Annotated in this window: 12 protein-coding genes and 7 pseudogenes; 8 read left to right on the top strand and 11 right to left on the bottom strand. The window is 59.2% G+C overall.

What is annotated here, in order from left to right:
• Positions 1-369: 369 nt before the first annotated feature.
• Both BN1800_RS40860 and BN1800_RS34290 read left to right on the top strand, forming a co-directional pair.
• Positions 370-834, top strand: a complete 465-nt coding sequence (locus BN1800_RS40860; protein ID WP_132568785.1) for a hypothetical protein — start codon at positions 370-372, stop codon at positions 832-834.
• A 24-nt stretch (positions 835-858) separates the two neighbouring features.
• Positions 859-1,335 (top strand): HMA2 domain-containing protein, encoded by a 477-nt coding sequence (locus BN1800_RS34290; protein ID WP_087004531.1) that lies wholly within the window; start codon positions 859-861, stop codon positions 1,333-1,335.
• Here BN1800_RS34290 and BN1800_RS34295 read toward each other — a convergent pair.
• The 4 genes from BN1800_RS34295 to BN1800_RS34310 all read right to left on the bottom strand — a co-directional run bounded on the left by BN1800_RS34295 (position 1,332) and on the right by BN1800_RS34310 (position 6,543).
• Positions 1,332-4,358, bottom strand: coding sequence for a cation-translocating P-type ATPase (locus BN1800_RS34295; protein WP_165928363.1), 3,027 nt, complete (start codon positions 4,356-4,358; stop codon positions 1,332-1,334). The two genes, BN1800_RS34290 and BN1800_RS34295, sit on opposite strands and share 4 nt — an antisense overlap.
• Positions 4,359-4,498: 140 nt before the next feature.
• Positions 4,499-4,804, bottom strand: a complete 306-nt coding sequence (locus BN1800_RS34300; protein ID WP_087004536.1) for a DUF5132 domain-containing protein — start codon at positions 4,802-4,804, stop codon at positions 4,499-4,501.
• Between the two features lie 106 nt (positions 4,805-4,910).
• Positions 4,911-5,138: a DUF5132 domain-containing protein gene (locus tag BN1800_RS34305; protein ID WP_087004539.1), complete on the bottom strand. Its 228-nt coding sequence runs from the start codon at positions 5,136-5,138 to the stop codon at positions 4,911-4,913.
• Positions 5,139-5,379: 241 nt separating this feature from the next.
• Positions 5,380-6,543, bottom strand: a complete 1,164-nt coding sequence (locus BN1800_RS34310) for a DUF445 domain-containing protein (protein WP_165928362.1) — start codon at positions 6,541-6,543, stop codon at positions 5,380-5,382.
• Positions 6,544-7,227: 684 nt separating this feature from the next.
• Between BN1800_RS34310 and BN1800_RS43055 the strand changes: the two are divergent.
• Positions 7,228-7,338 (top strand): annotated as a pseudogene (locus BN1800_RS43055) (recombinase family protein); the annotation flags it as partial.
• Positions 7,339-7,456: 118 nt separating this feature from the next.
• Here BN1800_RS43055 and BN1800_RS34315 read toward each other — a convergent pair.
• A pseudogene (locus tag BN1800_RS34315) lies at positions 7,457-7,951 on the bottom strand (RES family NAD+ phosphorylase); the annotation flags it as partial.
• Between the two features lie 321 nt (positions 7,952-8,272).
• Between BN1800_RS34315 and BN1800_RS43060 the strand changes: the two are divergent.
• A pseudogene (locus BN1800_RS43060) lies at positions 8,273-8,690 on the top strand (HD domain-containing protein).
• 329 nt (positions 8,691-9,019) lie between these two features.
• Here BN1800_RS43060 and BN1800_RS34325 read toward each other — a convergent pair.
• The 3 genes and pseudogenes from BN1800_RS34325 to BN1800_RS34335 all read right to left on the bottom strand — a co-directional run bounded on the left by BN1800_RS34325 (position 9,020) and on the right by BN1800_RS34335 (position 9,898).
• Positions 9,020-9,286 (bottom strand): hypothetical protein, encoded by a 267-nt coding sequence (locus tag BN1800_RS34325; protein ID WP_087004546.1) that lies wholly within the window; start codon positions 9,284-9,286, stop codon positions 9,020-9,022.
• A gap of 9 nt (positions 9,287-9,295) precedes the next feature.
• Positions 9,296-9,529: pseudogene (locus BN1800_RS34330) on the bottom strand (ATP dependent DNA ligase); the annotation flags it as partial.
• Between the two features lie 81 nt (positions 9,530-9,610).
• A complete protein-coding gene (locus tag BN1800_RS34335) occupies positions 9,611-9,898 on the bottom strand; it encodes an acyltransferase family protein (RefSeq protein WP_087004552.1) in 288 nt (95 codons plus the stop codon).
• Positions 9,899-9,995: 97 nt separating this feature from the next.
• On the opposite strand from BN1800_RS34335, the pseudogene BN1800_RS40870 reads away from it, so the two are divergent.
• Positions 9,996-10,112, top strand: a pseudogene (locus BN1800_RS40870) (IS1595 family transposase); the annotation flags it as partial.
• Positions 10,113-10,131: 19 nt separating this feature from the next.
• On the opposite strand, the pseudogene BN1800_RS34340 reads toward BN1800_RS40870, so the two are convergent.
• The 3 genes and pseudogenes from BN1800_RS34340 to ligD all read right to left on the bottom strand — a co-directional run bounded on the left by BN1800_RS34340 (position 10,132) and on the right by ligD (position 13,326).
• Positions 10,132-11,056, bottom strand: a pseudogene (locus BN1800_RS34340) (ArdC family protein).
• Positions 11,057-11,695: 639 nt separating this feature from the next.
• The gene (locus tag BN1800_RS34345) at positions 11,696-11,923 is read right to left on the bottom strand and encodes a hypothetical protein (RefSeq protein ID WP_087004555.1); all 228 of its coding nucleotides are present in this window, start codon (positions 11,921-11,923) and stop codon (positions 11,696-11,698) included.
• Positions 11,924-12,281: 358 nt separating this feature from the next.
• A pseudogene (gene ligD / locus BN1800_RS34350) lies at positions 12,282-13,326 on the bottom strand (non-homologous end-joining DNA ligase).
• 48 nt (positions 13,327-13,374) lie between these two features.
• Here ligD and BN1800_RS34355 point away from each other — a divergent pair.
• From BN1800_RS34355 to BN1800_RS34365, 3 genes are all read left to right on the top strand, one after another.
• Positions 13,375-13,725, top strand: coding sequence for a hypothetical protein (locus BN1800_RS34355; RefSeq protein WP_244564758.1), 351 nt, complete (start codon positions 13,375-13,377; stop codon positions 13,723-13,725).
• 132 nt (positions 13,726-13,857) lie between these two features.
• Positions 13,858-14,034: a hypothetical protein gene (locus BN1800_RS41755; protein ID WP_179213972.1), complete on the top strand. Its 177-nt coding sequence runs from the start codon at positions 13,858-13,860 to the stop codon at positions 14,032-14,034.
• Between the two features lie 180 nt (positions 14,035-14,214).
• Positions 14,215-14,424, top strand: a complete 210-nt coding sequence (locus BN1800_RS34365) for a hypothetical protein (protein ID WP_087004561.1) — start codon at positions 14,215-14,217, stop codon at positions 14,422-14,424.
• Positions 14,425-14,640 lie beyond the last annotated feature (216 nt).

Here is a 14,640-nt window from a genome sequence, read left to right on the forward strand (position 1 = left end):
GACGACGAATGCGTAGAAGATGAGGGATGATGCCGATCCTACCCATCGGCCTTTCATCAGTTGCAGAAATCCGAGGCCACAAAAGACGAAAGCTATCAATGGACTATTGAGAATTCGCAGCCCGCCGTACGCGTTCCAGAAATTCTCGGTGGCGGGACCCACTGCGTTGCCCCGCAATGCCTGATAGAAAGCCAGGCTCATCAAGCCAATTGCAGGCCCGCTGCTTGCTCTCGAAGCGGTAGCGCCATCGTCCGCCGTCTGTCTATTCCGGGCGTCCGTCACCCGACGAGGCCGCCGCGCTGATGCCTCCTGCAGATCGAAAACTTCGCTGCTGGTTGCAATCGCGCGAATTGAAGCCGGATCGGCTTCATGCCGGATAAGAATACTTCCAGTCATTGGGTTCGCCCGCAAGCCAGCGATCTCTGGACGCTCGGAAAGCTTCTCGACTACCGAGCGGAAATAGGAGACGTCGCCGCGGCGATCCGGAACTCTCACCCGCAGACGGCCCGGCATCAAATGTTCAATGACTGCTGTGGGAAGCATGACCGCCGCCTCATCAGACCCTATCGGTCCATTGGTGAACGAAAGATAGAGCAAATTTTATTTTCGCATAATGAAGCGTCTCCCACCAGCACAATTGCGCTCGCTCGAGTCAAAGGTGCAGATTCCGAGGCAATCCATCCCCACGTCGCCGGCTTTCGGGCATCCCTGCCGCCAGCGCCGATCGCCACCAAGCGTTACCGCGGCCACAGCCAGATCCTCCGACTGTCATCAGACCTTCACGTGCATCTTTTATCTGAGCCTGCGAGCGGCCGCCGCAAATGGCACGCGTGAAACATATGCTAGAGGTGCCCATAATTGAACGTTCAGATCGTTCACTCCATACCGGGCCGTCTGCGGCTCAAGATACCTGCAGCACGAGATCAGATTGGTTTTCTGACTGACCTGCAGCAAAAATTTCTCGGTGCCGAGGGTGTCTTAAGCGTCAGAATCAATCCCGCTGCGGCGAGCGTGGTGATCCTGCATGATGATAGCCTCGATCCGCAATCTCTCGGTCTCGGCCTACACGGATTGATCGTCACATCATCTGCCGTTCATGCCCATCGCGAAGCGATTGAGCCGGCTGATAATGTCGGCGGACGCGACATGGAAGTTGCATTCCTGCTGGCAAAACTTTTGCCTCTCATGTTCGCACGGCATCCCGTTGCCCAATTGGCGGAGCTCCTTGGCGAGCCGATCCTTCGAGCGGTTGTCGCCGCCATGACGCGACCGCAGTCTCACCGATTGCCTGCCCGTGCCCAACAAGGTGAGGAACCCATCGCAATCGCGGCTTAAGCATCGGTGCCGGCACGCCGTTGCGAAGGACCCTTTGGCTTCATCTTGCGGCTCCATGCCAGCCCCCTTTCAGCGGGACCATGCTGCGACTTCATCCATTCCATGGTGAGGAACGGCAGAGTTCCACCGGCAAGCGTCACGGCAGCGTCCATTCCCGTGATCGGCGCTATCCCGAGGAGCCTTCTCACAAAGGGCGTGAACAGCCCCGCCGTCTGAACAACCATTGATCCCCCGATGATCAACGACAATGCTCGATTGGGCGGTCGTGAGCTGCGAGCGAAGATACTTTCAGCATCGGACCGCGAGGTTAAAGCGTGAAGCAACTGCGCCATGACGAGGCTTATGAAGGTCATGGTTCTCGTTTGCGGAGAATTCAGTCCATAGCGTGACGCGCCAAACAGACCTGCCATCATCGCGGCACCACCCATGATCGTAGCCTGGCCGGCTAAGCGTCCGAGCTCTCTGCCCGGCAATATTGCCGAATCGCCTTCATTTGGTGCCTGTCGAAGGACGTCGGGTTCCGGTGGTTCCATCGCCAGCCCAATGCCGGGCAATACATCTGAAATCAGGTTTATCCACAGCAGCTGCATCGGCGTGAGCGGTGCCGCCATGCCGATTGAAGTCCCTGCCACGACCAGGAGGATCTCGCTCAAATTGGTACTGATCAGATAGCGCAGGGTTTTACGGATGTTCCGTCGGGTCGTGCGTCCGGTCTCTATGGTTGGCGCGAGGCCGTGCAGATCAGCGGAGTTGATAATCACGTCCGCTATTTCCCGGGCTGCACTCATGCTGTCTCGCCCGATCGCGATGCCCACATCCGCGGTCTTCAATGCAGGTCCGTCATTCACTCCGTCACCGACCATCGCCACCGTCACACCGGCCTGCTGAAGTGAGCGAACGATTTGCAGCTTCTGGGCAGGGTTGACGCGACTGAACACTTGCGTTCGCCGAGCGGTCAGCACAAGCTGCTCCGGCGTCATTTCCTCGATATCTGCCGCATCGACAATCGATAGTTTGCCCTGGCCTTTTAGCCCTATACGCTCGCCGACGGCGGCGGCTGTCGCTTTCTGATCGCCGGTAAGCATGATTGTGTGAACACCGGCCTCGTGCAGCCGGATCATGAGCCGGTTAACACCTGGACGCACCTGATCGGCCATCCCGACCAGCCCGAGCCAGGCGAGGTTCTGGATATCATGCCCATTTCGCTTGGAACCGCTCGTCTGCTTGCGCGCCACGCCGAGAACGCGCAGAGCGCGGGATGCCATGTCAAGATTTGCTTTCTCTATGGCGATGCGTCGATCTCTTGTGAGTTCTTGGCTGGAGCCATCCGGAAGGATTTCTGTTCCGCACCGCTGCAGGACATCGTCCGGGCTTCCCTTCACGGCCACCAGGATACCGTGTTCCGTCAGATGCTGCGTCACCATGAGACGAGAGGTTTCGCTTCGATGCTGAACGGACATCCGGGCATAACGCTTTCGCAACGAGACAACGTCCAAGCCGCTGTCGAGGGCAGTCTCAACAAGGCAGCTCTCGGTGGGTGAGCCGTCCAGATGCGGCTCCTCGCCCGCCCGATCGATCTTGGTATCATTGCAAAGGCAGCAAGTTTCCAACAGGCTGCGCAAAATGCTCTTCGAGTCTGCACCGCCTCGCCTGACGTCCTCGATTGAGTAGGCTTTGTCGCCGATTCTTACAGTTTCGACCGAGATGCGGCCGAAGGTGAGCGTGCCTGTCTTGTCGAAACATGCAACCCGTGCCGCGGCAAGCGTTTCGATGGCGTCCAATTTTCGAACGAGAATACCTTCACGTCGCAGTCTTTCAACGCCGAGAGCGAGCGTGGTCGTCGCCACCATGGGCAAACCTTCAGGCACTGCGGCGACCGCAACGGAAAGCGCCGAGCGCGCCATCTGCAGAAAACCGAAGCCACGCAGCCATCCGACCAATACAAGGCATGCGCATGCGCCTAATGTCAGCCAACCAAGACGTTGTCCGAGATACCTCAGTTCCCTTTGGATGGGCGTCTCAGGAGCGACTGCTGCTCCGACGAGCCGCTGGATCCGGCCGGCTTGCGTGTGTGGTCCCGTTGCCACCACGATCGCACGACCGCTGCCTCCCGTCACGATCGTTCCGCGATAGATCATGTTGGAACGAGCGCCGAGAGGTACCTTCAATCTTTTGACTGTTCTGACGATTTTCGAAATTGGTGCGCTTTCGCCGGTCAGCATCGCTTCGCTGACAGTGAGGGCCCGGGCATTCAAAAGGCGCGCATCAGCTGAGATAACGTCGCCGCGACCCACCGAGATGATGTCGCCGGGAACGATCTCCTTGATCGGGATGGCGGCGGTGACGCCTTCGCGTATAACCTCTGCGGTTTCTGGCCCGTTTGCTCCCAGGCTTTGGATCGTCCGTTCTGCACTGCTTTCGGTTTGATAGCCAATCGCGGCATTCAGGCCGACCACCGCCAGAATGGCTGCAGCTTCAAGTGCCCCGCCCGTCAGGATCGAGATCGCCGCGGCGCCGAGGAGCATAGCGACTGGCAGGCTTTGAAACTGACCGGCAAGTATGTTCGCGCTCGACCGAGGCTGAATGGCTTCGAGGGCATTGAGACCGCTGCTGGCCAAGCGCTCAAGGGCATTGGGTCGCGAAAGTCCGGTATCGGTCGAGACATCGAGGAAGGAACTCAGTCGTCCAGCCGACAGCGTGTGCCATTCGGGATGTGATGTAGCGCTGGGCGCTACGATCTCCCCCCTCAGCAAAACTGCAAGATAGTTGACGATGGATTCGAGATCTGACGTCGTCTCAAACTTGACGAGCACGTTGCCAGTCAGATCGTTGGCAGTGATACTGAACACACCCGGCGCCGCGCAACCTTCCCGCTCGAGCAGGTCCTTGACCGCGCCTGCCCCTTGCAAGGCGTCCACATGCAGCCGTGCCCGTCCCGGCACGGACACATGGATTGGAACGATGGCGGTTTCGACACGACTGTTGAAGGCTTTAGGCTTCCTTGGCTTGGCGAAAGTCTGCATGGCCATATCCGGACCGGTGCCTCGGCTTAACAGCTAACCAGTCAACCGTTTTCAGTGGATTTTTCACAAACATCTATCCGCCGTGTAAGCCCTTCAAAGCTATCACGGCGACAGGCACTCTTTTTTACAAATGCTCCCGGCTAGCTGTTGGCAGCGCGCGTCGTCTTTTTCTCAGCTGGTCGCTGCTCGTTCTCAGGTGGCCGCTGCTCGGCTCCAGTTTCAGCCAATTCAGCCCTGGCCTCGGCGACGAGATCGGACGCCTTTTCGCTCATCTCGGCTATGGCAACTCGGGTTTGATCATAGGCAACCACGCCCGCCTTAAGAACAGTCTTGGTTATCGGACGCAGCAAAGGAGCTGCAAGCGGCGCTAAAACGAGGGCACCTACTCCGATCGCCAAGCCAGTGACCACGTTCCCGCCTTTCAGTGCGTCTTCGAGTATAGCCATTGAGCTGTCTCCTTCTTCTTGATTTTTCTTCTTGATTTTTCGTCGTTAGCCGAACGCGGTAGCTCCGCATCTGGCACCGGTCAGGAGATTAACCTTGAAATTGCGGCTACCCGCCTGCAACTTTGCGCTCTTCTTCCATTTCTGATCTGACCTCGGCAATGGCATCTTCGGTATTCTCGTTGAGTTCTGCGAGTGTAACCCTTGCCTGGTCGTAAGTTATAAGCCCCGCCTTGATGGCCGATTTGGCCAACGGCTTCACCGCGGGAGTGATCTTCGGCGCAAGCAGGCCTGCTCCGAAGCCGATTGCCAAGCCAGCGATGAAATTGAGCGCCATGTCGTTCCTCCTCGAGGCTCTCCAGCGTACTCAACGATTTCCAACCGGGATTGTTTCAAAGGAACACGATACTTTGTCGCAAGTTTGTCTTTGCTCTGTCACATTCATTATGACGTACCGTAAATGCGCGCGCTTAACAGCAGAGAGCGCCACGGCCGCTGGGAAACGTCAGGCCACAATCGTGAGTGCGTAGCCAAGCATACTTCGCTTTGCGGATTAACCCTGGTGCTTGGGATCGTGGTCAAACTAACAGTTGGGAGGCCAGGAAAATAAAGCAGCCCGCGAACGCTCCGACAATGGTGCCGTTCATACGAATATATTGGAGATCGCTACCAACGACGAGTTCGAGGCGATCCACAAGCGTGGCACTGTCCCAGCTTCTGACCACTTCATCCACAAAGGCGCTGATCTCGTGACGCCACGAGATCAGGTAGACGGCAAGCTTCTCCAGCAGCGCGTCAATGTGTTTCAGCATGGCTTCGTCGGTCGCGAGCGTCCGGCCAACCAGCAGGCAGATCCTTTCCAGGGCCATGCGCGCTTTCGAGTCCGGCCGCGAGAGGTCTTCCAGCATCACCCGTGAGGTCTCGTGCCATACGGCTGCGACCCATGCCTGAACTTCTGGATGCTCGATGATACGGCTCTTAAAAGCGTTGATCTGTTCGCGCTGCTCCGGCGAGTTGATCAGTTCGTCGATCAGATGGAAGAGCGCTTCCCGGAACTTCAGCCGAACTTCGCTTTCCGGCTCACGCAAATTATTGAGAAGCTCAATGGAGCCGGTGACGATCGCGTTAGCGACCTTCCGATCAACTGTGCGGGGAATCCACCAGCGACTGCGTTCTCGAACCAGATGGAAGATTTGCTCACGGTTTTCCTCCATCCATTGGGCCGCAATGCCGATGGCGCGCTCAAACAAGACGTCGGTCTCGCCACTCGCCGTCATTATATGAATGGCACGGCCCATCACTGGCGCTATATCGGCCTGTTGCACCTGCTCGCCGAGCGTCCGTCGGGCAAATTCCTGCAGGTCGTTGTTATTCAGGGTGCGGACAACATAAGGCAATGCCGCAGCCGCAGCATCGGCGAGGATTGGTGCGGTCTCCGGGCTCGCCAGCCAGCTCGAAAAGCGCTTTGCCGCATGCGCGTCCCGTAACTTCCGCACCAGCACCTCTTCAGTGAGGAAGTGCCGTTCCAGGAAGCGGCCGAGAGATCGCCCAATGCGCTCCTGGCTGCTGGGTATGATTGCCGTGTGCGGAATCGGCAAACCAAGCGGGTGCCGAAAGAGCGCGGTCACGGCGAACCAGTCGGCAAGTCCCCCCACGATTCCAGCTTCGGCAGCGGCGGCCAACAATCTGACGAGGAAGCCGGGGTTGGTGACAAAGTGGGTAGCCAGGAAGAGCGCGCCCATGGTGACCAGGAGTGATGTCGCCAAAGCGCGATTGCGCTTAAGGCGATGTCGCAGATCTGTTTCCGAGACGGATTGAATGGTTCCCGGCGGCGGCAACCGGCCGGAGGTGTCGAGCGAGCGAGAATGATCCGATGACATCTCTCGACCTCTTCTTCAAAAGGGGTGGCCGGCGTGGCAAGAGCCGTCGTGAGACAGGGCTGCTCGGACAAGGATCGCGGTCGCGTAGCCGAGCTCGGACTGACGGTACTTCGGTTCTTTTGCGGCGATCATCTGAGAGAGGAGGTAGGCTGCCGACAGTCTTTCTCAAGCATCAAAGGTCCTGCTGACGGGAGGACGTTGCCTTAAAGCTGCACGAATCATCATTTTCTCCGGACTATTTGCATGTTTGCATGGATCTAACCGATCCGATCATCCCTTGAGGAAAACCTTTATCGGCGACTATTGTCACCTGCCGCACTAAGCGCCAAACTGATCGTAGACATTCCGGTGTCCTAGAATACAGGAGGGCGGCCTAAAGCCCCGCCCTCTTCCTCTCCGTCCCAATGCACCTCAGGCCCAGCCCAGCCTGTTCGTCGGAGCCGCGCCACGCTCCCAACCGGCCTGCCGCTGACAAATCTTAGCGCGAGCGTTGTGAAGTGCGCGGCGACAATCAATCAGGGTTGGTCAATTCCTCGGGTCGCTTGACAGTTAGACCAGATGCGTGAGCCGCCGGCGCATGGGAGTCGGAAATGGCAACCGTCTTCCGTCAGGGCACTGCTGGACGAGGCCCGTCGCTTCGGGCTGGTTCGCTCTTGAGAGCCTAGCTGATGAGCCGACCGAGCTGCCTGTTAGCTTGTCAGCCCGTGGCTTCAACAAAGCGGCCCCCGATTGTGAAATTCGATTGGACGCACCACCCTAAGAGCATCCCGTCGCTTCAGCGCCAGGACAGCTGGTCCTTCGGTAGCCGACCGCTTGGATCGAACACCGTTACCTTGTGCGGTAGCTCCGCGCCCCAGCCCCAGAGCACGAGGTTCTTGTCATCGCCCTCAGCCCCGGGCGCGAAGCTCGGAACAAGAATACCTGAAACGCCTTGAGGTCGCAGGCGATCGTAAATCGCCCACGACGCCGGCCGATCTCCAATACTGAGAGCCGTAGCCCATGCTCAGGCCATATCCTCCAATGCGACGGAGAATTCTACCCTTCCCTCTTCTACCGTCAGATCCACGATATGGTCGCAATCGACCTCGTAGGAGCAGAGCACACACGGATCGATCCGATGGGCAAACCCTTGGTTGGCCTCCTTCACAGCCGTCATGATGCTCAGGCCCAGATAGAGCGCTGGCACACCCTTGGGATTGAAACGTGCACCCCTGATCGCCGCGCCGCTGCAGGACGGAAGCCTCGATCGTGTCCACCTGCTCCGGTGCGATCATCGGAGGCTCGGAGCATGACATGCATCGCCCGTAGAAAGGCCACCGGCGCTCTTCCAAAAGGCCGAGTTCCGGACGGACGAGCCGTATCTGAGCGTCGATGAGTTGAGCACAACGGTGGACAGTTGAACATGCGCTCCGTTCAGCGGCGAACGTCAATGCCCACCACTGCCAGAGCTTTCGCCTGAGCCGTTGCGGCGAACGCAGCATTCCAACCCTGATTTCGGCTGACGGCGACTCCAGGCGCTGGACATGTCGGCTGCTGGAACCAGTGCGCTTCCTGACCGTTCAATGGAGGTCGAAACGAGCGATGACGAAAAATGCGAGCTTCACTTCATCTCGACCACGCCGCCGAGATTGCCGTCGAAGCCCATGCGGGTCAGACCGACAAGACTGGCCGGCCTTATATCGATCACTGCCGCCGCGTCGCCGCGGCCGTGACGGGTGACGAGGAGAAGATCGTCGCATACCTCCATGACGTGGCGGAGAAAAATACAGGCTAGACGCTTGACCGTCTGAAGAACGAAGGTTTCCCGCCGGCGGTGCTTTCGGCTGTCGATGCCCTTACCAGGCGCCCGAATGAAAACGAGGAAAATTTTATCCGCCGCGCGGGCCTCGAACGATATCGCCCGGCAGGTCAAGCAGACCGACCTTGAAGACATACTGGAGGAGGGTCGCACTGCGCAGCTTGGCGCGGGATGCGATGAAGCTCATGGAGAGCCGCTGGAGCGAGATTGAACCCGCTGCTTTCAGGGAACAGGAACGGAGCGTGAATTGGAAAACCGCTTCCAATTTATTGGGAACCATTCGTTTCAAATTCCTGTTAAGTGCCTTGAAATAATGGTGGGTGATGTAGGGCTCGAAACGTACGACCCGCTGATTAAGAGTGATCGAAAAATCTCGACACGCCCTGAGAAGGAAGGAAGGTGGTTTCCAATAGCTCGCTATGACAACCCGTAAAGACACGGGAACAAAATGGGAAACCCCTTTTTAGCCCTCGGTCTCGTACAATACCAAAGACCCCGCAGAGAGAATGCGGAGTCTTTTCTTTGTCCGTCATCTGAGTGTTACTGGCAATTACCTGCGGCATCCTTGGCCGTACCAGGTACCGGCTTGGTCGCTTCATTTTTCGCTGTTTTGCCCTGGACGCAGTCGGAAGAGTCTTGCTTGCCGGCAGCGTCCTTGTCTTTGTCGGAAGCGTTCACATCGGAGGTGGAGGTGCCGCCGGACTGGCTCGAACCGCTAGTTCCACCAGAAGCGCCGCTGGCCTGAGCCAGCGCTGAAGTTGCAAGACCGATCGAAAGTACAGAGGCGGTGATGAGTTTCAGAAGCATTGGATTCTCCTATTCTTGCATGTTGCTTCTGACGGACTGAACTCCGGCGCGAAAAATGAGTTCCCTCCAATCTTCTTGAGCCCTCTCGTAGATCGTCGCGTCATCCTGCTTGTCACGAAACCCCTTATATGACGCATGCCGCAGCTTCTGGTCATGGGTCCAGGCGCGATACTCGATCTCGGCAATCCGCTTTGGCCGCACGTATACGACATTCCTTTTCTTCCGGCCGGTGTCGACTACCGATCTCGCGATCGCGATCCCGGAGCTCGAGAAGCGGGATCGCATTGGCAGTCGGTCGCTCCCAATAACGCCGTAGCCACTGCTTCATCCTGGGATGGTTTGTCGAGTGCGTAGCAACATGCCATTCCCCAGCCATGCAGGCGACAAGACGCCCGCGAAGAGGCTCAGCTGCTGGCTGAGCGAAGCGTTCCCAGTCTCTAAGCCAGTCTCGTCAAAGATATACTTGCAGAAGGCGATGGTGATCAGATGCGAGAGGTAGATCGCGTAGGAGGCATCGCCGATGTGACGAAGAAATTCGACCTTCCGCAGCCTTCCGTTGCGCTCGTACGAGAGTGCACCAATCAATAAGAGCGCCGCAGGCAATCCCCACATTACGGCTCTCCGAGATCCGCCGTCGGGCGGCTCCACCCATGGTTTTTGGCAGCGCCTACGGACAGGTATCAGACAGCGATGAAAATGCCTGCGAACACCGCCCGGAGGAGGCCGGAAAGGTCAGGCGAATACGCAGAAAACGCCTGTCATGGCGATGGTGCAGCGGCCGAACGACGACATGCCGGCCGCTCCAGCGGGCGACGCGCGTGCCGCGGAGGCAGCGAGAGGGGCGCCTATGCGGCGCCCCGTACCTCGTCCTGGCGAGCGCCGGTCTGTTGCGCGTGCATCCAGTCGGCGATCTGCTGCGCCTTGCTCGAGGCGGTGAAGATGGCGCGCGAGTCGGAACGCAGCACCTCGAGCCAGGAGGCGATGTAGCGGGCGTGGTCGGGGCGCGGCTCGACGCTGAGGCTTAGATCGGCGCAGATCATCGCGCTCAAGAGCTCGACGGTGCATTCCTCCATGGCGTAGGCGGCCGAACCGAAGCGTCCGGAAAGATTGCGGTCGAGGCGATGCTTGGCGCCGGAAGCGTGGCCGCATTCGTGAAGCAGCACGGCGTAGTAGGCGACGGCGTCACGGAAGCAAGCAAACTCCGGCATCTGCACATGGTCGGTAGATGGGCGGTAGTAGGCCTGTGATCCGCCGTGGCGGATGTCGATGCCGAGGGCGGCGCAGAACCGTTCGGCCTGCGCAATCCGCTCGACCTCGGGCAGCACCGGCATTGCGGGCGGCGTGTAGCCATCGACCTGGGCGGCAATTGAAGACAGTGTAGCCGCGGGCGAACATGCGCCGGCCAGGCTCGTCGCGATCCGAGTCGCCGTCCTGGTCGTCCGCCTCGCCGCGATCGATGGCCTTCCAGAACACGACAAGATGGCCGCGCTCGCCCTTGCGCACCTGGGCACCGAGCGCTTGCCATTGGCGATAGGTGCCCCAGATGCCGGCGGGATAGCCAGCAGTGTGCGCCGCAGCCCAGAGCGAGAGGATGTTGACGCCGCGATAAGCATTGCTGGAGGCGACGTTGACGGGCGTGGTGATGGCCGCTCCGTCGTGGTGCCAGGGCATCCGGTAGTCGCCGGCGCCGGCTTCGATGGCGGCGATCATCTGGCTGGTGACGCGCTCGTAGATATCGGTCGGTGTCTGGTGGTTGCGATCTGTGGTCATGGGTGCCTCCTTAAGCTCGTCCTCTCCGTCGAGGGCGAGGCGGCCGGGGCAGACGCGGGAGGCCGGTCCGTCACACCCTGTTCTCGGTGCTGGTGCGGAACAGGGTTGATGGGCAGGCAGCGTCTGCAACACCCGAGCTCTGCCTCGACGGGCGAGCTTAAGGAGGTGCCGACCACGATTGGCGCCTGGCCCCCGGATGACGCGCAGGTCTCAGGGGGCGTCGTCTTGAGGCGAGCGCTCAGGGGACCACCCGGTGTCACCAGATCGGCCAGTGCCTGCCGCAGCCCCTCGCGAACGGTATTCCGCTGAGTAACGTGCAACAGCAGCGCCCGGATGTGCTGAGCGAGCGTCGGACAAGGCCGCGTAGTTCGCCATCTCCGCGCCACGCTCGACCGCAACGGAATGGAGGACGGCGAAGCCGTCGGCCTCGACAGGACCGATAGCCGTGACGGGGATGGGACCACGCATGCCCTGCCCTTTGCACACCTTTCCCTGCCGCACCGCGCGGGCCACAGAGCCACGAAGAATGGGCCCGCTCGGAGACCGGCCTTTCTCGAGAAACGATACTTGCGAGGCCGAAACCTAGCCCCGCGGCGGTTAGTCGAAAGCTGCCATCCGGCCGCGGTACAAGGCGGATGCTTAATCTATGGGCCGCTTGTACTGCTCGATCCGCATACAGCCAAGAGCCTCCGCGAGCCCCTCAGGCGAGTGTTCGCCTGAGATCACCAGACCCACTGCTGTCGTCATGGCTACGCGGCCGCGGCCGCTCTCTATCAGGACACGATGATCCTCGCACCACTGGCGAACCACTGTTGTGACCAGCTCGATTTCATTTTCATTGAGCGGAAGAAGGTCTAGAAGAGACATCTATAGCCCCTCCAATAATGGCAAGAGCGCAACGAGTCTCTCAACCGGTCTCAGCCGTTAAACGCGGGGCCGGCAAGGCAGCATACGCCCGCCATGTCGTGATGCAATACGTTCATAGAGCACCGGAACCTTTTGATGCGCTTTGCGTTTACTATATGTCGCGCGACGAGCTCGCCTGTTAATTACGGCTGGCGTGCGCCCCTCGTTGCCCAACGGAGTCGCGCGATGCCTGTGCTGTAAGATCCAGACAACCGCAGCCAGGATGCGGCAGGGCTCGTCTCAACCCCTCAACGGCGAGCCCGGTCGTTGTCCCGCGGCAGACAAATTCGTCATCTTTGTGAATGTCCTGGCAGAGCGGTCAGCTCTCCATCACATAAATCGTAGCGTCGTCCTGCCAATCGCGCAGTCCCTTGTACGAGGAATGCCGCAGGTTTCCGTCGTGTGTCCAGGCCCGGTATTCGATCTCGGCAATCAGCGTCGGCCTCACCCAAACGATGTCCTTCCGGCGGCGCTCGTATTCGACGGTCGGTTTCTTCACCTTTATGCGATCCAGCTTTTCGCGCAGCTCTCGCGCGGTGCGTTCGTTGAAGCCGGTCCCGACCGAGCCGACATAGACCAGGTGGTCACCTTTGCGTGCCGCCAACATGAGCGAGCGAATGCCGGCGCGTGCGACCATGGAGAGCTCATAGCCGACGATCACAAAGCTGTCGCTCTGGAGGCATTTGACCTTCACCCAATCGCCGAGGCGGCCGGAGCGATAGGTACTGTGCCGATCCTTCGCGATGATGCCTTCAAGGCCATGCTCGCAGGCAGCGGCAAGCAGCTGCGCGCCGTCGGCCTCGACCTCTTCGGAAAGACGAATGTCGCCGTCATTGCCCGCTGATCAGCCCTTCGAGCAGATGGCGTCGCGCCGACAGCTCCATTTCGGTCAGGTCACGACCATCGAAATAGAGCAGGTCGAACGCCATGAAGAGCGCTTCACCTGAGTTGCGTTTGCCGCCCCGGCCGCCGAGTGCTTGCTGCAGCAGTCCGAAATTCGGCCTTCCCTGTTCGTCGAGAACGACTGCCTCGCCATCGAGGATAGCCGTCGCCACGCCGAGTTGCTTGGCGGCTTGCTCGATCGCAGGGAAACGATGGGTCCAGTCGTGCCCGCCGCGCGTGATGATCCGGACCCGCTTCGGCTCGATGTGCACCGCCAGACGATAGCCGTCCCATGTGATCTCATAGACCCATTCCGGTCCCGTCGGCGGCTTCGTTTTCAACAGCGCCAGGCACGGCTCTATGCGTTCCGGCATAGGATCGAGGGGAAGATTAGGCTGCGCGGGATCGCGCAGCTTGCGGGCTCTTGATCGAACCGGCTTGTCGGATGTGAGCAGCGGCTTTGAAGCTGGAGACTTTGCCATCTGATGATTACATCAGGGAATACTCGAAAAGAAAACGAATTTGAGACAATGGCGACGGAAGAATATGAGCCGAAATACAAATGGCGAGAAGCATGGCCCGGCGAAGGCCACCAGGACTTCGTTTCCTGGGATGGCGATTTGCAGTTCGGCCGCATCCTGCTTGACCTGACCACTGCGTCGCGCGCCCTCCAATGGCGATGGGCGATCAATACCATACCTTGGCAGAGGCAGAACATCCTGCCTCACAGCGGCTGGGCGCCCACGGCTCGGGAGGCGTCGAAGAGCTCTATGAGCAGATCAAGGAACTGCATGGACGGTAACGAATTTTGGCCGGGGCTATTTCACGCGTTGCCCCCGGCCAAGGAGCGCGATCCCTGCGCCCGGTTATCGGCCTATTAGCACTTAGTTGTCTTCTTCATTTGGCCGGGAGCGGCAGTGTTGGCGTCAGTGTCCTGCTGTCCGGGTGCCGCCTGCTTTGCGCTTCCCGGCTGTTGGCCGGGCGCGCAGTCCTTAGCCGAGTCCGATTTCGTAGTGCTGCCAGTGGTAGTCGTGTCGGTTCCCTTATCGGTGGTGGCTGGTTTGGTCGTCGTGGTCGTCGTCGTGGTCGTGCCGCTCGTTGTGCTCGTCTGGGCAAGGGGAATGCCTGCCGACAAGGCGAGCATGGCGGACGCGAATAACATCCGTTTCATCGTGGTACTCCGTTCTTAATGCTCGGTAAGCCTGACAACCTAAATCGGAAAGTCGAAGAAGTGTTCCGGCGCGATAGTCAATTTTGTGACCACGCGGCTAACGCCCCTTCGGTTGCAGAGCGGCGCTTCGATAAGGGCCTTGCTCTTTCCAATACAGCGAGTATGCCTATCCGCTACGCCGATTCAGAGGACCGTTGTCATGTCGAGCTTTGAAGACCTGAAGGGAAAGCGGCATATCTTCCAACATTACGTCGACAAAGCCGAGGCGCGAGCTGCAAAGGCTACGGAAGATCGTGACTTCGAACTGGCTGGTCTTCTCGGCAGCCTCAGCAGCATTATTCGCGAAGACATCAAAGTTCTCGACGATGAAATTGCTGATCAGGAGTTTGAAGCGACTAGGAACCTCTGACCTTCTCCAATGTTCAGCGGAATGGATCGTGCGGCCAAGCTCTCCTGTAACCGTNAGCGACTAGGAACCTCTGACCTTCTCCAATGTTCAGCGGAATGGATCGTGCGGCCAAGCTCTCCTGTAACCGTGCTTACGCCCTTTGCACGTGGCTGTGCGGTCCACCTCAACTCCTCGCGCATTGGTACGTTATCGTACGGAAACCATGATCCACATAGC

The organism is Rhizobium sullae (assembly GCF_900169785.1).
Taxonomy (GTDB): domain Bacteria; phylum Pseudomonadota; class Alphaproteobacteria; order Rhizobiales; family Rhizobiaceae; genus Rhizobium; species Rhizobium sullae.